Below are 19144 nucleotides of genomic sequence, written 5' to 3'. Positions count from 1 at the left end.
CACTTGTTTACCAGTTATATGTTGCAGTTTAAAAGCAGGCCGTCAATCTATTCTTGTTAAAACAGCCTCCCTCTTGAAAAAGATTATAATACGAAGTGAGACCACCTTAATGGGCGGTCTCACTGGTACTACAAATGGAGGCGAGGGGGGGTCGAACTCCCCCTTACTTATCATATTATTCGCATTATCACTGTTTGTAATACGGTTCACTACTTTGCTTGAGCAATACTGTCACATCTCGTCTAGACATTGCGAACCATCAATATTACGCACACATGTGTTGAATGCTTATTATTGATAAAATGTACGGGGCAATTTATGCCCCCGCAACATCGGTCACCTAAAACGGAACAAAAATTTACGAGGGCACTTTTCTAGATATTACAGGCGTGAGGTAGCCGGGGTAACCGTGGATCGGCGATGATTAAACCTGTGGACATCGTCGCGCAGCCCGAACAACCCGTGATCCCTGACTCGTCTTGCGCGGGTAACAACATCTCACGCTCGCACAACGAAAAGCTGATCTATTGCTACAAGATACTCACAAGTAACCACCTGCAGGCGTGATGCCCTTCACACCCTAGCTGCTCTCTTGGATCCAAAAATCATAAAACTGATCGCGGCCAAAACCCACACACCAATGCCACCATAGAGCATCACCAAGCCAAATCCGTGCACAAGAGCCGCGTGGACCACGGCTCCGGACGCATCCAGAGAGGACAGTTCTGGCAAACCCTGCTTGAGAGATGCAAAGTTTCCGGCAGCTATTTTCCCGGCCAAAGCCCGCAATTGCGTTGTATTGAGTGTCCCTGGAAGGGTTCCCCTCAAATAAGACAGGATGCCTTCCTGCAAAATGAATCCCATCACGGCGATGTTGATGGCTAGACTGATCAATCTGGCACTCATGTCTATACCGGAAGCCATGCCTGCACGGGTAATCGGAACTGAGCCAGTAGTCGTGTTGGTCACAGGCGTGTTGGTCAAGCCCAGCCCGATACCAGCCAACAGGGAACCCGGGAGCATGGTCAGCCAGTTGGCGTGATCGCCTCCACTGCCATATTTCATCAAAATGAAGCCCAGGCCGATGATGAAAAGACCCAATGGGATAACTATACGCGGCTGATAGCGTAACGAAAGACGCTCTGCCATTGGCGGGATCACCAGGGTAGGCAGCGCATAAGCCAAGAGAGACAGCCCGGCGGCTACAATGCCATAACCAAGACCGCTCTGAAAATAAATCGGCAGATAAATCATGAATGGCCAGAAACTGAAATTCATGCCGATGGAGCCAAGGATAGCGCCGGAAAAATTGCGTATCTTGAATACGGAAAAGTCGAACATCGGATGGGCGCTGAGCTTTTCCACAAAAAGAAAAATAATGAAGCTTGCTGCAGTTGCAACAAGAATGCTGATGGATGCTATGCTGGTAAAGCCTAGTTCGGGTCCTTTTGTGATAAAGTATGCCAGACCAAAGACCGTCAACGAAAGCGTGACAATACCGATAACGTCCAGCTTTTCTGCCTGCGGATCACTGGATTCCTCCACACCCCCAAAGACAAGGATCAAAGTAAGGATGGTCAGCGGTACGTGGACCAGAAAAACCCAATGCCAGTTCAATACGGCCACGATCATCCCCCCGATAATGGGTCCAAACCCGAGGCCGATACCGAACACGATCCCCCATGTTCCAAAGGCTTTGCTGCGTTCTCGTCCTTCCTGAAACCGATGCGAAAGAATGGCTATCTGGCAAATCTGCATCGCACCAGCACCCACACCTTGAAGAAAGCGACTGACGATTAGAACCGATGTGCTTTGCGCCAAACCACAAATCAGGGATGTAATGCCAAACAAAACGAGGCTAATAATAAAAATGCGCCTCCTTCCATAACGGTCAGCTAGGGACCCCACAGCCATCAGAACCGTCGCACAGGCAATAGTGTAGGAATTCATAATCCATTGCATATCCTTGAGATTGCCATGCAATACCTTTTCCAGGGTTGGCAGTATTACTGGCACACTGGAAATTTCGAGGCCGAACATTAGCGCGGACAAACATATCGCAGCCAATGCGATTATATTTTTGTTTGAATGGGAGAGAGTCATTGAGAGTACCCTCCAATCTTAGATTTGGCAATAGCACCAGCCAGCTTTTTTTCGTCAATTGTACAATCAATAACCTCATCAATACGTGCCTGTAAATCTTCTATACCTGCCTTATTTAAGTCGTATTTGCTCATTGCTTGCCATTCCTCTCTGACTTCTCATGTGTGAATCGCCCTTATTCATGTGAGTCTTATTATATAATTTAAATCGTTCATTTTACATAACACATCAAATCAAATATGATGATTATACAAAGTAATAAAAGTTATTTTATTTAAAATACCTTAAATTTAAAGGAGCACACTCAAAGTGGATCATGTAGACAAACAAATCCTCTTCTATCTTCAAAACCAGGCAAGGATTTCAATGACTGAACTGGGTAAAAGCGTGGGGTTGTCCCAACCTGCTGTAACGGAACGAGTTAAGAGAATGGAAGAAAGGGGAATAATTGAAGAGTATCGTACCATCATTTCTCCTGAAAAAATTGGGAAGCATGCGGCAGCCTATATGTTGTTTCGGACTAGGGACTGCTTAGCATTTCTTGATTTTGTCCATGAATCTCCCCATGTTGCCGAGTGCCACCGCATAAGCGGAGAACACAGTTATTTATTAAAAGTAGTGACGGAATCCACACGCACGCTCGAAGAGTTTGGCAATCAGTGCGATAAATATGGAACCTATACAATCCTGATTGTCATGTCTTCACCGATCGATCATAGTCTTCTAATTCATTCTCTCAAAGAAGCAAATGGAGTTGACTAATGCCAAGCAGAAATTCCAATAAACGCTGCATACAATCCAATTGTTCCAAGACTATGGGTCTTTTTAGTCTTTGATTACTTGTTCTGCACGACGGGACTCGAGCATCCCTGTATTTTAGTATTCGTTGGAAAACACCGAATAAGAAATGGTTAACCGATATCACGGAATTCAAATATCATCCGGATCAGAAAGCACATTCAAGTTCCATTTTCGATCTTCATGATCACACCTTTGAAGAACTCAGAACCGACATTGATGCCTACATCCATTTTTATAATAACGGACGATTACAGATAATCTTACAAATCACAATTTTTAGATAGGAATTATTTCATGGATTAACGACTACAATGCAATCAAATTAAAAGAGCCCAAGCATGTTCTACGCTTGAGCCAAAAAAAAGAGGTAAGTGTGGCTTAATTCAACAATTTCTTATGAGCAACACACAGCACTCCACATGTGCGGAGACTGATGTCGACTCTTTTGTAGACTTCTCGTTTACAATTCTCTCTCTAAACAAGAAAAAACCCGCTATATCAGCGGGTCTTTCAAATGGAGGCGAGGGGAGTCGAACCCCTGTCCGAAAATATCGACACATAAGATTCTACGGGTGTAGTCACAGTTTTGATGTCACCCGAGTATCGCCCCGTAACCGGCTATACGTTGGGTCAGCCTGATTATCTTCTTCAGCTCACCCCAGGCGGAGATGAGACAGCGTATTCCACTATTTGTTAGCCCCTAGTCTAGTCACATGGACGATGCTAGGTAGGAGCACGCTAACAGGTTATTAAGCTGCTAATGCGTAGTTGTTTTGTGTTTTGCCATTTAATAGGCTTTAGCGTTGATAAAGTGGACGCGGCCCCACTACCCGCTACTCATGCTCAAACTATCCCCGTCGAATCCATAAACGCCCCCTTAATATAAAGGGCTTCTAGGATAGAATCTTGAGTAGCCAAGACATGATGCTCTATTCAGTATCCTTTTCCTCCATGAAAAAGGACAACTAGAAGGTAATCATTCAACAAGATCAATTGATCTCGTATAACTTAGTATACCACATTTCCACTACACTATGATACTTTGTTCAAGGAAATGTAGGTTATGATTGCCAACGCCGAGCTTCTAGAGGCTTACGCTTCTTAAAAATGCACTCGTTCGCTTACCTAGCAATCTTCTGTTTCTCACGAAGCGCACGTAGGATATCACGCTGTGCATCACGCTTAGCAGCTGTATCACGTTTGTCGTATTGTTTCTTCCCTCGACCTAGACCAATAAGCAGCTTCGCATAGCCATTCTTAATATAGATCTTAAGCGGAACAACAGTATAACCTTCTTGCTTCAATAGCCCAACCAATTTCTTGATTTGTGCCTTGTGCATGAGTAGCTTACGCGTTCTTGTTGGATCAATTGGATTGCTGCGATTGCCTTGTTCAAATGGGCTGATGTGCATATTGTGAATGTTGATCTCACCATTACGAATCGTTGCAAATGCATCACCAATATTCGATCTACCATTACGCAGTGACTTAATCTCTGTACCCGTTAAGACCATTCCAGCTTCATACGTTTCTTCTATGAAATAATCATGGGAAGCTTTCTTGTTCTGGGCCAAGACTTTCCCGTCACTATTGTTCTTACCCATGTCCTCAACCCCTTAGATCATTATAAAAAATGGATTCTGGTAAACATATCCTCGCGTAGAAAGAGGAATGTACCAGAAATCCATTGTATCAACTGCACCCTTCAAAATCAAGATGAGACAAGCCTTCTGTAGCTCTACGCTTCGAAAGGAAACCTACTTCTCTTCACTCGGAGTTCCAGTCGTCTTATTACTATTGTCTTCTCTGGATGGACGTTTCTGTGAATCGTTTCCACCTGCATTGTTGCCTGGTGTAGCATTTCCACCTAGAAAGATTCCGCCGCGACCAGAAGATTTACGAGCGTTACCACTCGATGACTGGCTGTCGTTACGTGTAGGTTCACTAGTCGATGCTGCACCGTATCCGCCTTTACCTGAACCGAAGGCAAACCCAGGGGCACGTGATGTCTGCAAGGCATCATAACGACCTGCTGGAGCACCTGCGCCACGATCGCGCTTGCCACGTCCTGCACCCTTATCCTTGTTACCACCCTCACGTCTTGGAGCTAATGAGCTACCACGACTAGCTGGTTTAGTATTCTCACTCGGAGTTGCAGCTTTTACACCTTCGGTAGTAGCAGTAACACCTACACCATTGTCGGCTACTGGTTTAAACACAACGTCCTTATTCCCTTTACGTTTGTTGAAACCGCCGGATTTACTCTTACCTCTAGCGCTTCTGCCTTCAGATGGCTTACTTCCTGCATCTGTAGACACAGCATTAACTATTGTACTATTCCCCGTATTCATCGCTCTCTTCTTACCTCCACCATTTGCACCAGGCGCCTTTGCGCCTCCGCTGTTTGGACCAATTTTCCCACCGGCTGCCTTACCATGAGGCGCCTTACCACCACGAGCTCCGTCGCTCTTACCGCCGCGACCTGTACCTCTACCAAATCCACCACTTGATCCTTGTGGACGACCCCCACGATCACCTCGACCGCCCTCAGCACGTGGCTTCATATCCAATAATTCGAAATCAATGGTATGATCATCCATGTTCACTCGAGCTAGACGTATTCTCAGATCATCCCCAATGCGGAATACTTTAGAGGTACGCTCACCGATTAACGACATAACCTTCTCATCGAAGTGATAATAATCGTCTGTCAACGCGCTCAAACGAATGAGGCCTTCAACTGAATTCTCTAGCTCAATGAACATACCGAAGTTAGTCACACTGCTGATCATTCCATCGAACTCTTCGCCAACTTTATCTAACATATACTCAGCTTTCTTAAGCTGATCCGTATCCCGCTCGGCTTCTACCGCAACACGCTCACGTTCAGAAGATTGTTGAGCGACATCTGGCATACGTGAAGCAAGATATTCCTGACGTTTCTCCGTCAATACACCCTTGTTCTCGATCACTTCACGAATAACACGGTGAATGGCAAGGTCAGGATAACGACGAATAGGTGATGTGAAGTGTGAATAGAACTCAGCCGCCAACCCGAAATGGCCCGACGTGCCTGCATCATACTTCGCTTGCTTCATGGATCGAAGCATCATCGTACTGATCACCTTTTGTTCTTTGGTGCCTTGGATATCTTCAAGCAATCCTTGAAGCGCTCTTGGATGAATAGCGTTTCCACGACCTTTGACATGATACCCAAAGTTCTCAGCAAATGCTAAGAAGTTCTGTAGTCTCTCAGGATCTGGATTCTCATGGATACGATATATGAACGGAACTTTTAGCCAATGGAAATGCTCCGCTACGGTCTCATTAGCCGCAAGCATGAACTCTTCGATCATTTGCTCCGCGATAGACCGTTCTCTTTTGACAATATCGATCGGCTTGCCTTTATCATCTATTACAACTTTGGACTCTGGGAAGTCGAAATCTACCGCACCACGGCGCATCCGATTACCACGAAGTTTCAAAGCCAAATCCTTCATCTGACGGAAGTTGTCCACCAAATCACTGTAACGCTCCATTACTTCAGGATCTTCATCCTCTAGAATTTTGCGTACATTCGTATACGTCATACGTTCTTTGGTTCTGATCACACTTGTAAACACATCGTGATTGACCACTTTCATGTTCTCGTCAAATTCCATTTCACATGACAAAGTTAGCCTGTCCACCTGTGGGTTAAGACTACAGATCCCATTAGATAGACGGTGTGGCAACATAGGAATAACTCGATCGACCAGATACACGCTACATCCACGATTATAAGCTTCCTTATCTAGTTCAGACCCTTCTGGCACATAGTAACCTACATCGGCAATGTGTACGCCAAGAAGATAATGACCATTTGGTAGAAGTTCTACGTTAACAGCATCATCTAGATCCTTCGCATCTTCCCCATCAATCGTTACAATCACTTTGTCGCGCAAGTCACGTCTACCTTGTTGAACAATCTCTTCATCCGTAATGGAATCCGGTGCTTGTTCTGCTTCCGCAGTGACTTCTTCAGGGAATCCCTCTGGCAACTGGTGTTTGCGAATAATTGAGATAATATCTACACCCGGATCATCCTTGTGACCAAGTACCTCTGCTACTTCACCTTCTGCAGCTGATCGACCCTCGGGATAATTTACTATGCGTACAACGACCTTCTCACCATCAACAGCACCATTAAATGCATTTTTAGGTATAAAAATATCGCGGTTAATCCGCTTATCATCCGGTAACACGAAGCCGTATGCTTCGTTATTCTGGAATATACCCACGATTTGCGTAACGGCCCGTTTCACAACGCGGATGACTTCGCCTTCTAATTTACCTCCGGCAGCACTCTTAGAGGTCACTTTTACAAGAACGATATCGCCGTTCATAGCACTCTTCAGGTCATTTGCATTGATATATACGTCTGGATGTTCCCGATCATCAGGAATAAGGAACCCAAAACCTTTCGCATGCGCTTGTACACGACCACGTATAAGATCCATTCGCTCAGGTACGCCATAACGATTCGTACGTGTTAGAATAATTTTTCCATCCTGTTCAATGGCATTCAGTAGCTTCACAAATTCCTTGAAGTCCTGCGCCTTATCAATACCAAAATGCTGTTCTAGCTCCTGGTAAGTCATCGGTTTATAAGCGGTCTCCCGCATAAAATCAAGAATCTCTTGTTCTGTTATCATCTTTATCACCTCAGATAACTTGCACTTGTAACTGCAAGCTCTTATGTATCCTTTGCTTCATATTATTTCTTTACGATTTAGTTGTTTACCAATTATTTCTTTACTATACCCTTACCCTAGTATACACGATTTCAATCGGATACATCCCATTTGCTCTTTAGCTAATTAGAGGGGAGGAAATCAGAGGAAATATTATTTTACTTAACAAAAAAACCTTCACTCCACATAGGATATGTAAGAGCGAAGGTTTCAAGAAATTTTCATTAGCTAACAACAGCTACAGCGATAGCAAGGATAAAGAATCCTGCCGCTAAAGCAACCGTTACACGTTGAAGGACTAAGTCCATACCGCGAGCTTTACTTTTACCAAAAAGATGTTCAGCACCGCCGGAGATGGCGCCGGAAAGACCTGCACTTTTCCCTTTTTGTAAAAGAACCACCGTGATCAAACCAATGGAGAAAATGACGAGCAATACTTGTAAAAAGAGTTCCATTCATTCCACCTCCTAAACGTGTCGAACATTCTCTTGGATTCCAAGAAGAAAATTGTTCATTATTTACGGAAAACAGCATTCTTATTGTACCACATCCAACCTATATTTGACAAGATTGTCTGTTCGACACTGGAACCACTCAAGTAGAACGATTCTAATAATACAAAAAAGCCAGTCGGTGTACACCCGAACTGGCTTTTATCTATGTTTAAATTATTTCTTTAAGTTGTAGAAAGATTTCATACCGTTGTATTGAGCCAATTCACCCAATTGATCTTCGATGCGAAGCAATTGGTTGTACTTAGCAACACGGTCTGTACGTGAAGGAGCACCTGTTTTGATCTGACCTGCATTTGTTGCAACTGCGATGTCAGCGATTGTGCTATCTTCTGATTCACCTGAACGGTGAGAGATAACAGCTGTGTAACCAGCGCGCTTAGCCATTTCAATTGCGTCAAACGTTTCAGTCAATGTACCGATTTGGTTAACTTTGATCAAGATAGAGTTACCAATACCTTCTTCGATACCTTTACCAAGACGGTCAGTGTTCGTTACGAACAAGTCATCTCCAACAAGTTGGATTCTGTCTCCCAATTTCTCACTAAGCAATTTCCAACCTTCCCAGTCATCTTCAGAACATCCATCTTCGATGGTGATGATTGGGTATTTGTCAGCCCATGATACAAGTAGGTCAACGAATTCTGCGGAAGTGTAGGATTTACCTTCACCTGCTAAATTATATTTACCATCTTTGTAGAACTCAGTAGAAGCTACGTCCATACCTAGGAATACGTCAACACCTGGTTTGTAACCAGCTTTTTCGATCGCTTCCATGATTGTGGACAATGCTTCTTCATTGGATGTGAAGTTAGGAGCGAATCCACCTTCATCACCTACAGCTGTGTTCAATCCTTTAGCTTGTAGAACACCTTTCAAGCTGTGGAAGATTTCAGCACCTGTACGAAGCGCTTCTTTGAATGAAGGAGCTCCTACTGGCAAGATCATGAATTCTTGTACGTCAACGTTGTTGTCAGCATGTTCGCCACCATTAACGATGTTCATCATTGGAACTGGCAATTGTTTAGCGTTGAATCCGCCAAGGTACACATAAAGTGGTAGATCCAAAGCATCAGCAGCAGCGCGAGCTACAGCCATGGATACCGCTAGAATAGCATTAGCACCCAATTTACCTTTGTTATGTGTTCCGTCTAGAGCGATCATCATTTTGTCGATACCTAGTTGATCCAATGCATCCATACCAATAACTTCAGGAGCAATGATGTCATTTACGTTCTTCACAGCTGTCAATACACCTTTACCAAGGTAACGAGATTTGTCGCCATCACGTAGTTCTACTGCTTCATGAGCTCCAGTGGAAGCACCGGAAGGAACGATTGCACGGCCAAGACCGCCTGATTCCAAATAAACTTCAACCTCAACTGTTGGGTTACCGCGAGAATCTAGGACTTCGCGAGCGTAAACGTCAGAAATAATAGTCATGTATTTAATCTCCTTTTTTGTACAATATTTATGAAACCTTGTTATATCTTTATTTACGACTAGCAATCATGGATAATCCAGTCATTTCAGCAGGTTGTGATAATTGCATTAGATCTAAGATCGTCGGTGCAACATCTGCCAAAATACCTCCGTCACGCAACACAACATCGGATGCTGTTAGAATGAACGGTACTGGATTCGTAGTATGCGCAGTAAATGGGCGTCCTTGCTCATCAAATACCATATCAGCGTTACCGTGGTCAGCCATAATAATCGCTACCCCGCCTTTAGCAATGACAGCATCTACAACTCTACCCATACACTCATCCGTCACTTCAACTGCCTTGATCGTTGGCTCAAGCATACCTGAGTGTCCAACCATATCAGGGTTAGCAAAGTTAAGAATAATAGCATCGTGGTTCTCCGCCTCGATCTCTTTCACACATGCATCAGCCACTTCATATGCACTCATCTCTGGTTGCAGATCATATGTAGCTACTTTAGGTGAATTTATGAGAATACGAGTCTCACCTGGCAGTTCCGTATCACGTCCACCACTGAAAAAGAAGGTGACATGTGGATATTTCTCTGTCTCGGCAATACGTAGTTGTTTCTTGTTGTTCTGTACCAATACTTCCCCGAGTGTGTTATCCAGGTTCTTCGGTTCATACGCAACGTACCCTTCAACCGTTTCACTAAACATCGTCAGACATACAAAGTGTAAGTTCTCTGGGAATTTATCTCCACGATCGAAACCGCGGAAGTCCTTATTCGTGAATACTTGAGACAATTGAATGGCACGGTCTGGACGGAAGTTCAAGAATACAATAGAATCTCCACTCTCAACCGTACCCACAGGGTTCCCTTGCTCATTAACAATCACGGTAGGTTCTACAAATTCATCAAAGACTGACTTCGTGTATGACTCCGTTACGGCTTGAAGAGGATCCGTATACTTTGGTCCATCTCCATAAACGATGGCACGGTATGATTTCTCAACGCGTTCCCAACGTTTATCACGGTCCATAGCATAATAGCGACCTTGTACTGTTGCGATCGTACCGATCCCAACTTCCTCAATCTTAGCATTCAATTGTTCAACGAAATGCTTACCTGAGTCAGGAGAAACGTCACGACCATCTAGGAATGCATGAATATATACTTCATCCAAGCCTTCCTTCTTCGCCAAATCCAACATCGCAAATACGTGTTCTATGTGGCTGTGTACTCCGCCATCCGACAAGAGACCATAGATATGGAACTTCTTATTATTATTCTTGGCAGAGCGTACAGCTTCAACCAAGGTCGGATTCTCATAGAACTCACCATCACGGATGGATTTGGAAATACGAGTCAAGTCCTGATAGACGATACGGCCTGCACCAATATTAAGATGACCCACCTCTGAGTTCCCCATCTGTCCTACAGGCAGTCCAACCTCTTCGCCACAGGCAATGAGTGTTGAATTAGGATATTGGCTCATCAACCGATCATAGTTAGGTTTCTTGGCTTGTGCCACAGCGTTTCCTTCTTGCGTATTACGCAGCCCGAAACCATCCATAATGATTAAGGCTACCGGTCTTGGTGCTGGCATCTTACTTCGCCCCCTCAACTAGCTGTACGAATGAAGTTGGTTGCAAGCTAGCACCGCCGACTAATGCGCCGTCAATGTCGCTTTGGCCCATATATTCTACCACATTCTCAGGCTTCACACTACCGCCATATTGGATGCGGACAGCGTCTGATACGCTCTCTCCATACAAACCTTTTACTAGTTCACGGATATAGGAAATAACTTCATTAGCATCTTGTGCTGTAGAAGATTTACCTGTACCAATAGCCCAGATTGGTTCATAAGCGATAACCGTTTGAGCTACTTGTTCAGCAGTCAAACCTTTCAAAGCACCTTCAGTCTGTACTTTACATACAGCCTTAGTCTGGTCAGCTTCACGTTCTTCTAACTTCTCACCAACACAGATGATAGGTGTAATACCATGTTTGAAAGCAGCATGTGCTTTCTTATTTACGATTTCATCGGATTCAGCAAAATATGCACGACGTTCGGAGTGACCAATAATGACATAGTCTACGCCTAGATCTTTCAACATAATTCCGCTGATTTCACCTGTATAAGCGCCATCATCTTCGAAATGTAAGTTTTGTGCACCGATTTTAATAGCAGTTCCCTTAACAGCTTCCACCAATGCTGGAAGATTCGTGAAGGGAGCACAGATCACGCTCTCTACACCTGCTACTTCTGCTTTACCTTTAATTTCTTCAATAAACGATTTAGCTTCTGGAACAGTTTTGAACATTTTCCAGTTACCTGCAATGATAGGCGTTCTCATGCTATCCACTCCTTTTAGCCTCTTCACATATATATCTGACGAATGATTCAACCTCGTCGTACGTACTCGATTGAATCACCCGCCATTCATAAATGAACAATGAGGATTTATTTATTGTTCAATGCTTCAACACCAGGAAGGGCCTTACCTTCCATAAATTCAAGAGATGCTCCACCACCTGTAGAGATGTGATTCATCTTGTCAGCAAGATGGAACTTCTCAGCAGCTGCAGCAGAATCGCCACCACCAATAATTGTGTAAGCGTCTGTATCAGCACAAGCCTGTGCTACTTGACGAGTACCATTCGCGAATGGCTCCAATTCAAATACGCCCATTGGTCCATTCCATACAACCAATTTGGAGTTCTTGATGACTTCAGCATACAAAGCACGTGTTTTTGGTCCGATGTCCACGCCTTCCCAACCTACAGGAATGCTATCGATATCAACGATTTGAACATTTGCATCCGCGCTGAAATCGTCAGCAATAACGATATCGACCGGAAGCATAAAGTTCTTACCAAGTTCTTTCGCTTTCGCGATGAATCCTAGCGCAGTATCAAGCTTAGAATCATCACATAGGGATAGACCAATCTCATGCCCTTGTGCTTTAAAGAACGTGTAAGCCAATCCGCCACCGATAAGAACATTATCAGCAAGGTTGAGTAAGTTATTGATTACGTCAATTTTATCTTTAACCTTAGATCCCCCAACGATTGCAGTGAAAGGACGTTCAGGTGTGGAGAATGCTTTACCAAGCACGGACAATTCTTTTTCCATCAATAGTCCAGATACCGCTGGTAAAATGTGAGCGATACCTTCAGTAGAAGCATGCGCACGGTGAGCGGCGCCGAAAGCGTCATTCACGAACAAGTCTGCTAGTTCAGCAAATTGTTTCGCTAGTTCAGTGTCATTCTTCTCTTCTCCAGGATAGAACCGCACGTTCTCAAGCAACAATACGTCACCATTAGTCATTCCAGCAATTTGGGCCTTAACAGCTTCGCCTACAGCCTCATCCGCTTTGATAACCTTCTTACCAAGCAATTCAGACAGACGCTCAGCAGCAGGAGTCAAGCGCATAGATTCTACGACTTCTCCCTTTGGACGTCCCATATGACTTGCCAAAATAACCTTAGCTCCGCGTTCTACCAAGTAGTTAATCGTTGGTAGCGTTTCACGAATACGTGTATCATCGGTAATTTTACCATCTTCGAGCGGCACATTGAAATCGACACGAACAAATACTCTTAACCCATTAACTTCTACATCACGTACACTCTTTTTATTCATCTCCACGTTCCCCCACACCCATTATATTTTTATCGATTGGAATCCAAGGAATAACATTTCAAAACAACTACGGCTTAACGCCAAGTAAGAGCGTAACCGTTATCCAACGCACATTATCTTAAATTTGAAATTCTATTTCATTATTGTAGAAAGAGCGGAAACCATATTACCCGTTTCCGCTCTTTAAATTTGCTGTCTTTGGCTGTATTACTTAGCCAATTTAGCGAAGTGCTCCAACGTACGAACAAGTTGTGCTGTGTAGGACATTTCATTATCATACCAAGCAACAGTCTTAACCAATTGTTGGTCACCAACAGTCAATACTTTTGTTTGAGTTGCATCAAACAAGGAACCGAAAGTAATACCTTTGATGTCAGAAGAAACGATTTCGTCTTCTGTGTAACCGTAAGTTTCGGAATCAGAAGCTGCTTTCATAGCTGCGTTAACTTCATCAACAGTTACTTTTTTATCAAGAACAGTGATCAATTCAGTCAATGAACCAGTTGCAACTGGAACACGTTGAGCTGCACCATCCAATTTACCTTTAAGTTCAGGAATAACTAGGCCGATTGCTTTAGCAGCACCAGTTGTGTTAGGGATGATGTTCTCAGCTGCTGCACGAGCACGACGGAAGTCACCTTTGTTGTGTGGAGCATCCAATGTATTTTGGTCACCAGTGTAAGCGTGAATTGTAGTCATCAAACCGGAAACAATTCCGAATTGATCTTGCAATGTTTTAGCCATTGGTGCAAGACAGTTCGTTGTGCAAGAAGCACCAGAAATAACTGTTTCAGTACCATCAAGGATGTCATGGTTAACGTTATATACAATTGTCTTAACGTCGCCAGTAGCTGGAGCAGAGATAACGACTTTTTTAGCGCCGCCTTTCAAATGCTTCTCAGCTGCTTCTTGAGATACGAAGAATCCAGTACATTCAAGAACGATTTCTACGCCAAGCTCTCCCCAAGGCAATTCTTCAGGGTTACGGTTAGCTAGAACCTTAACTTCTTTTCCGTTAACTTTGAAGAATCCGTCATGTACTTCAACGTCACCGTCAAAGCGACCTTGTGTTGTATCATATTTTAAAAGATGAGCTAACATTTTAGCGTCTGTCAAGTCATTAATAGCAACTACTTCGATACCTTCCACAGCTTGAATACGGCGAAATGCAAGGCGACCAATACGTCCAAATCCATTAATACCAACTTTAATAGTCATTTAATAGTTCCTCCCAGAATTCGTTTTTATTTATTCAAGACGGGTTATTAAGCCTGTCGTGACAACAACATCATACTTCGGTAAAAAATATTAATATTCTAAGTTGTGAGAGCCTTTTCTTCCATCTCTCTCTCAATTTCCAGGGCGCAAGCTTCATCTGTAACGAGTATATCTTCCTGACCGAACTTGAGAACGGCGTGTATTGCTCTGGCTTTACTCTTACCGCCTGCAATCCCGATCACAATTTCAGTCTTCTTGATATCCTCCAGTCGAAGACCTAGAATCATCATCTTGTGAACTATAGCACCCTCGTCATTGAAATAATAACCAAAGGACTCTGCGATAGCACCATCGGTCCTAATCGCTTCAACAGTAGCCGAATCAAGCTTTCTACGACGTGTCATTTCCATGGCATCACCAATACCGTGTACAATAATTCGCGACTGTCTGATAATCTGCACAATTTCCTGAATGTTAACATCTTGGACAAGTGATTGATAAGCATCTTCGCTGAGCAAGTCAGGTAGATGTAATAATCGATATTGGGCGCCTACACTCTTAGCCATCGTTGAGGCAATGGTGTTCGCTTGGAACTCCATGCTCTCTCCCAACCCTCCACGGGCAGGCACGAACCAAGTCCGTTTAACGTGAGCAGATGACGGTTGCGTCAATTGCTCAGCCACTGCAGCAAGTGTAGAACCTCCTGTAACCGCGATTATATCTTCATCACCCATGACGCTAAGCAGCGCTTTCGCTCCTGCACGCCCCAGCTCTCGCTTGGATAACGATGATACTTCTGAATCACCAGGCACAATCACTACTTTACGCAGTCCATAGGCTTGACGAATTTTCTCTTCCAAATCAGCGAGTCCGAATAGATTCTTAGCGATGGGTTCAAGCGACTCAAGCAATTTCTTACCTGCATCACTTATTCTCATACCCTTGCTCTCAATCTCAATCAATCCTTGTGATTTCAACAGGTCCGTCTCGGCACGCAACACGCGTTCCGTCATATGGAGCGATACAGCAAGTGTTCTGCGACCGATCATATCACACAACATGATGCGGTGAAGAATGCTATACCTTGTCTTGAGTATTTCCATGAGATCAGGTAGAAGCTGCTTTTGTATTTCCAATAAATTTCGCACGCTCTCCACTCCTGCTATATTCTCAATGGCCTTAAAATGTCCCATAAGAACTTTTTATGTCCCACTACCATTCTACTCAATATTTGCTCCTGTTGCAAGTGTTCCATGAGTATATTTTACAACGACTTATTTTCTTATACATCATAGCTCGTCCACCCATGCCATACCTGATTCATAAGCCTACTTATAGAAGGTGGACATTGATATCCCTTGCTATTCTGCCATAGATATCATATAATAATTCTTGCTATTGATTTTGCGCCCGTGGTCAAATGGATATGACGTAGGCCTCCGAAGCCTGAGATCGAGGTTCAATTCCTCGCGGGCGCACCATTTATATTTTACAATAGCTAACTACTATATTATTAACCAAACCATCAAAAGCCAATCATGGCTCTTTTTTTTGTCTTGAGTTTGACTTTCTTTGACTTTTTGATTTAAAATGTTTATCATGTGGTAAATACGGTAATCGTATGTATAATAAAGGTTATAATTTAGCTATTAAAGGGAGGTTTTCAACGTGGGTTTCATTCCTATGGTCGTTGAACAAAGCAACCGCGGCGAACGCGCATATGACATCTATTCTAGACTTTTGAAAGATCGCATCATTTTCTTGGGCTCTGATGTTAATGATGTCGTTGCCAATTCCATCATCGCACAATTGTTATTCCTAGCTGCTGAAGATCCGGAGAAGGATATCTCCTTATATGTAAACAGTCCTGGTGGATCGATTACAGCCGGAATGGCGATATTCGATACGATGCAATATATTAAACCAGATGTATCCACCATCTGCGTAGGTATGGCCGCTTCAATGGGTGCATTCTTGTTGAACGCTGGTGCTATTGGCAAACGTTTCGCTCTACCAAACAGTGAGATCATGATTCACCAACCTTTGGGTGGTGCGCAAGGTCAAGCATCAGATATCGAGATTCGTGCGCGTCGCATTCTCAAAATGCGTGATAAGTTGAACAAAATTTTGTCCGAACGTACAGGACAACCGCTTGAGCGTATTGAGAAGGACACTGATCGTGATTACTTCATGAGCGCTGCAGATGCTGCATCCTATGGTATCATCGACAAAGTAATCGAGCGTCCGTTAGCATTAGATAGTAAATAATTAATTCAAAAAACCTTACTCCTATATATTAGGGGCAAGGTTTTTTTGTATTTTCAGAAAGAAATCTATTTAAAAAGGCTAGTCCCTTTCGGCAACACCTGATTATACGGAATCAAGAACGTTGGAATGCCCACAGCATACGGTGTATGTTCATACTGTTGAAAGAACACCGCTAGCCCATCTGGTTTGAGATAGTAGTCCGCGTCAGTATCAAGGCCTTTAAATTGCCCATAATAGCCATTGATGTCTTTTAGATTCTTCTCTACGAGTTTGTCTAACTCCAATTTGTAATTGGGATTTTTCTCTTTCAATAGATCCTCTAATGTAATTACCTTCCCATCCTTCAATGAAAAAGTAAACCCTGTTCGAATGGTACTATCGTGGGCTCCTCCAGTATAGCTGTACTGATCTACGGCTAGGCTTAACACGTCATTCTCATTGTAGGTTACGACAAAATTCTGAAAAGCTTGGTACATGTAATCGACAGAACTATCTCTCTTCTTCTCCTGTTCTTTCGAATCTTCTATAAACTGAGTCTTGTACTTCTCCAACACAGCGTTGATGTTCTTCTCAGCCTCTTTATTCCCTAATCCACTAACGGTAGGATAACGCATCAGGAATAATGTATCCTTCGTCTTCGTTTCTAATAGCTCCGTTGCAATTTTAATATCATTCTCAACTCTCAGTGTCATACTTAAGGACTTCAGAGATGGATCCCATACACCCTGTACTCCCAAATAGTCGCTTATTAGTTTGAAAGGGATGTAGATCTTGCCGCCAATATTCTTCACTTCGTAATCGTAAATATAATAGTTATTAACGTTTGCATTTACCCCATATTCAGATACATCCATATTTAACTGTTTATATCCACTGCCAAGGCTGTAGGTTCTTGTTCCTGGATTATAAGATAAAGCTATCCTTAGCTGGTCTCTCAGTACAGTCACCGGTATGAGAGTATTCCCCTGATTAATCAACCCCTTTTGGGATACCGTCTTACCCTTCCATTTCAAAATAACCGATGTCTGTTCCGCCGTGTTCTTCGTCGTTGGTGCCGCAAAGACTGTGGCCTGTCCTATATATCCAAAGCTTGTTATTAGGAAGCCTGCCAGCATTGCTGAAATGCTATATTTCAATACTCTATTCATAACTAACACTCCCTTCATTACAACCCAATTAATGGTATTACCCAAACAGAGGACATCGAAACATAAACATTTTTTCAAAAAAAACCTTGCTCCCACAGATTTCGGGGGAACAAGATTAATGAATACTATTCGAAGAGGTGCGTCCCTTTCGGTAATACCTGATCATACGGGATGACAAAGGTCGGATTGCCTGCAGCATAAGGTGCATATTCATACTGTTGGAAGAACAACGCTAACCCACTTGTTTTGAGATAATATGAAGCATTCGCATCAAGTCCTTTAAATTCACTATAATAACCCTCGAATTCCTGTAAACTCTTCAATACGAATTTATCTAGTGTTACTTTGTACGTAGAATTCTTATCTTTCAAAAGATCATCGAGCGAAAGTAGCTTCCCGTCTTTCAATGAGAATGTTAATCCTATGCGATTGTTCATACCATGTGCTCCACCTGTGTAACTATACTGATTCATTACAAGGCTTAACAAGCCATTCTGATTATAGGTCACGAGATAATTTTGCAGGAATTCATAAGGATGCTCAACAGAACCATCTCTATTCGCAGCCTGCACATTAGATGCATCAACGAACTCCTTCTTGATCTTCTCTAATACAGAATTAATCTCTTTCTCCGCATCCGTACTCACAAGCCCACCGATGACAGGGTACTGCAGAAGAAATGATGCATCCTTAGTCTTCGTGTCGACTGACTCTGCTGTGATCACAACGTCATTCTCCACTCTAGGAGTCATACTCAAAGACTTTAATGACGGATTCCACACGCCTTGAACCCCTAAATAGTCACTCACTAATTTAAACGGAACATACAACCTGTCCCCGATATTCTTCACTTCGTACTCATTCACATAGTAGTCATTCACATAGTAGTCATTGATTCTGGTGTCTATGCCATATTCAGTGACAGCTATATTTAATTGTCTATATCCAGTACCCAGGCTATATGTTCTCGTTGCCTGATTATATGATAAAGGTAGCCCAAGTTGATCTCTCAGCACAGTTACAGGAATCAATGTACTCCCCTGACTAATCAATCCTTTTTGAGATATCGTCTTATCCTTCCATTTCAGAAGTACAGATGTCTGCTGTACAGTGTTCTTCGTGATCGGTGCCGGTCCCGCAAAGGCTGATGTCTGTCCTGTAAAACCAATACTAGTTACAAGAACACCTACCACTAATACGGCTGCACTATATTTCATTACCTTATTCATTTCTAAGTAATCCCTCCGACGACTAAATAATGGTATTCCACTCATAGTATAT

At 43.2% G+C, this 19144-nt stretch carries 15 protein-coding genes, 1 tRNA gene and 1 other RNA gene; 3 read left to right on the top strand and 14 right to left on the bottom strand.

Annotated elements, in window-relative coordinates; all coding sequences use genetic code 11:
• Nucleotides 1–573: 573 nt before the first annotated feature.
• Together BW961_RS17805 and BW961_RS30640 are read right to left on the bottom strand one after the other, a co-directional pair.
• A complete protein-coding gene (locus BW961_RS17805; protein ID WP_068584547.1) occupies nt 574–2103 on the bottom strand; it encodes an MFS transporter in 1530 nt (509 codons plus the stop codon).
• Complete coding sequence (locus BW961_RS30640; RefSeq protein ID WP_156510116.1) at nt 2100–2237, bottom strand: hypothetical protein; 138 nt, start codon at nt 2235–2237, stop codon at nt 2100–2102. The genes BW961_RS17805 and BW961_RS30640 overlap by 4 nt, the downstream gene beginning before the upstream one ends.
• A 175-nt stretch (nt 2238–2412) precedes the next feature.
• Here BW961_RS30640 and BW961_RS17800 point away from each other — a divergent pair, with 175 nt between their 5' ends.
• Nucleotides 2413–2865: an Lrp/AsnC family transcriptional regulator gene (locus BW961_RS17800; RefSeq protein WP_068584549.1), complete on the top strand. Its 453-nt coding sequence runs from the start codon at nt 2413–2415 to the stop codon at nt 2863–2865.
• 551 nt (nt 2866–3416) lie between these two features.
• Here the strand turns inward: BW961_RS17800 and ssrA are convergent.
• The 10 genes from ssrA to BW961_RS17750 all read right to left on the bottom strand — a co-directional run bounded on the left by ssrA (nt 3417) and on the right by BW961_RS17750 (nt 15595).
• Nucleotides 3417–3781, bottom strand: a transfer-messenger RNA (tmRNA) gene (gene ssrA / locus BW961_RS17795).
• A 244-nt stretch (nt 3782–4025) separates the two neighbouring features.
• The gene (smpB, locus tag BW961_RS17790; RefSeq protein WP_068584552.1) at nt 4026–4508 is read right to left on the bottom strand and encodes an SsrA-binding protein SmpB; all 483 of its coding nucleotides are present in this window, start codon (nt 4506–4508) and stop codon (nt 4026–4028) included.
• 153 nt (nt 4509–4661) lie between these two features.
• Nucleotides 4662–7598 carry a ribonuclease R gene (gene rnr / locus BW961_RS17785; RefSeq protein ID WP_082867441.1) on the bottom strand — a complete coding sequence of 979 codons (2937 nt, stop codon included), beginning with the start codon at nt 7596–7598 and terminating at the stop codon, nt 4662–4664.
• A 263-nt stretch (nt 7599–7861) separates the two neighbouring features.
• Nucleotides 7862–8092 (bottom strand): preprotein translocase subunit SecG, encoded by a 231-nt coding sequence (gene secG, locus BW961_RS17780; protein ID WP_068533328.1) that lies wholly within the window; start codon nt 8090–8092, stop codon nt 7862–7864.
• 213 nt (nt 8093–8305) lie between these two features.
• Complete coding sequence (gene eno, locus BW961_RS17775; RefSeq protein WP_068584554.1) at nt 8306–9592, bottom strand: phosphopyruvate hydratase; 1287 nt, start codon at nt 9590–9592, stop codon at nt 8306–8308.
• A gap of 49 nt (nt 9593–9641) precedes the next feature.
• Nucleotides 9642–11186: a 2,3-bisphosphoglycerate-independent phosphoglycerate mutase gene (gene gpmI / locus BW961_RS17770; protein WP_068584557.1), complete on the bottom strand. Its 1545-nt coding sequence runs from the start codon at nt 11184–11186 to the stop codon at nt 9642–9644.
• Between the two features lies 1 nt (nt 11187).
• Nucleotides 11188–11940 (bottom strand): triose-phosphate isomerase, encoded by a 753-nt coding sequence (gene tpiA / locus BW961_RS17765; protein WP_068584561.1) that lies wholly within the window; start codon nt 11938–11940, stop codon nt 11188–11190.
• 107 nt (nt 11941–12047) lie between these two features.
• The gene (locus BW961_RS17760) at nt 12048–13229 is read right to left on the bottom strand and encodes a phosphoglycerate kinase (RefSeq protein WP_068584564.1); all 1182 of its coding nucleotides are present in this window, start codon (nt 13227–13229) and stop codon (nt 12048–12050) included.
• 207 nt (nt 13230–13436) lie between these two features.
• The gene (gap, locus tag BW961_RS17755; protein WP_068584567.1) at nt 13437–14447 is read right to left on the bottom strand and encodes a type I glyceraldehyde-3-phosphate dehydrogenase; all 1011 of its coding nucleotides are present in this window, start codon (nt 14445–14447) and stop codon (nt 13437–13439) included.
• A 98-nt stretch (nt 14448–14545) separates the two neighbouring features.
• Nucleotides 14546–15595 carry a sugar-binding transcriptional regulator gene (locus BW961_RS17750; protein WP_068584569.1) on the bottom strand — a complete coding sequence of 350 codons (1050 nt, stop codon included), beginning with the start codon at nt 15593–15595 and terminating at the stop codon, nt 14546–14548.
• 258 nt (nt 15596–15853) lie between these two features.
• On the opposite strand from BW961_RS17750, the gene BW961_RS17745 reads away from it, so the two are divergent.
• Nucleotides 15854–15928: transfer RNA gene (locus BW961_RS17745), tRNA-Arg, on the top strand.
• 187 nt (nt 15929–16115) lie between these two features.
• Nucleotides 16116–16715 carry an ATP-dependent Clp endopeptidase proteolytic subunit ClpP gene (gene clpP / locus BW961_RS17740; protein ID WP_068584573.1) on the top strand — a complete coding sequence of 200 codons (600 nt, stop codon included), beginning with the start codon at nt 16116–16118 and terminating at the stop codon, nt 16713–16715.
• A gap of 65 nt (nt 16716–16780) precedes the next feature.
• Here clpP and BW961_RS17735 read toward each other — a convergent pair whose 3' ends face one another.
• Both BW961_RS17735 and BW961_RS17730 read right to left on the bottom strand, forming a co-directional pair.
• Nucleotides 16781–17863, bottom strand: a complete 1083-nt coding sequence (locus BW961_RS17735; protein ID WP_068584576.1) for a PdaC/SigV domain-containing protein — start codon at nt 17861–17863, stop codon at nt 16781–16783.
• Between the two features lie 125 nt (nt 17864–17988).
• Nucleotides 17989–19092, bottom strand: a complete 1104-nt coding sequence (locus tag BW961_RS17730; protein ID WP_068584578.1) for a PdaC/SigV domain-containing protein — start codon at nt 19090–19092, stop codon at nt 17989–17991.
• Between the last annotated feature and the right edge of the window lie 52 nt (nt 19093–19144).

This window comes from Paenibacillus macquariensis (genome assembly GCF_900156375.1).
GTDB lineage: Bacteria > Bacillota > Bacilli > Paenibacillales > Paenibacillaceae > Paenibacillus_AQ > Paenibacillus_AQ macquariensis.
The sequence above is the reverse complement of the archived record's forward strand: the minus strand, read 5'-3'. Positions and strand labels throughout refer to the sequence as shown.

Bases quoted from the DNA above. Each gene is read 5' to 3' on its own strand.
- rnr (WP_082867441.1), bottom strand. From the start codon at position 7,598: ATGATAACAGAACAAGAGATTCTTGATTTTATGCGGGAGACCGCTTAT.
- secG (WP_068533328.1), bottom strand. From the start codon at position 8,092: ATGGAACTCTTTTTACAAGTATTGCTCGTCATTTTCTCCATTGGTTTG.
- eno (WP_068584554.1), bottom strand. From the start codon at position 9,592: ATGACTATTATTTCTGACGTTTACGCTCGCGAAGTCCTAGATTCTCGC.
- tpiA (WP_068584561.1), bottom strand. From the start codon at position 11,940: ATGAGAACGCCTATCATTGCAGGTAACTGGAAAATGTTCAAAACTGTT.
- BW961_RS30640 (WP_156510116.1), bottom strand. From the start codon at position 2,237: ATGAGCAAATACGACTTAAATAAGGCAGGTATAGAAGATTTACAGGCA.
- BW961_RS17730 (WP_068584578.1), bottom strand. From the start codon at position 19,092: ATGAATAAGGTAATGAAATATAGTGCAGCCGTATTAGTGGTAGGTGTT.
- smpB (WP_068584552.1), bottom strand. From the start codon at position 4,508: ATGGGTAAGAACAATAGTGACGGGAAAGTCTTGGCCCAGAACAAGAAA.
- BW961_RS17805 (WP_068584547.1), bottom strand. From the start codon at position 2,103: ATGACTCTCTCCCATTCAAACAAAAATATAATCGCATTGGCTGCGATA.
- BW961_RS17760 (WP_068584564.1), bottom strand. From the start codon at position 13,229: ATGAATAAAAAGAGTGTACGTGATGTAGAAGTTAATGGGTTAAGAGTA.
- BW961_RS17735 (WP_068584576.1), bottom strand. From the start codon at position 17,863: ATGAATAGAGTATTGAAATATAGCATTTCAGCAATGCTGGCAGGCTTC.
- gpmI (WP_068584557.1), bottom strand. From the start codon at position 11,186: ATGCCAGCACCAAGACCGGTAGCCTTAATCATTATGGATGGTTTCGGG.
- gap (WP_068584567.1), bottom strand. From the start codon at position 14,447: ATGACTATTAAAGTTGGTATTAATGGATTTGGACGTATTGGTCGCCTT.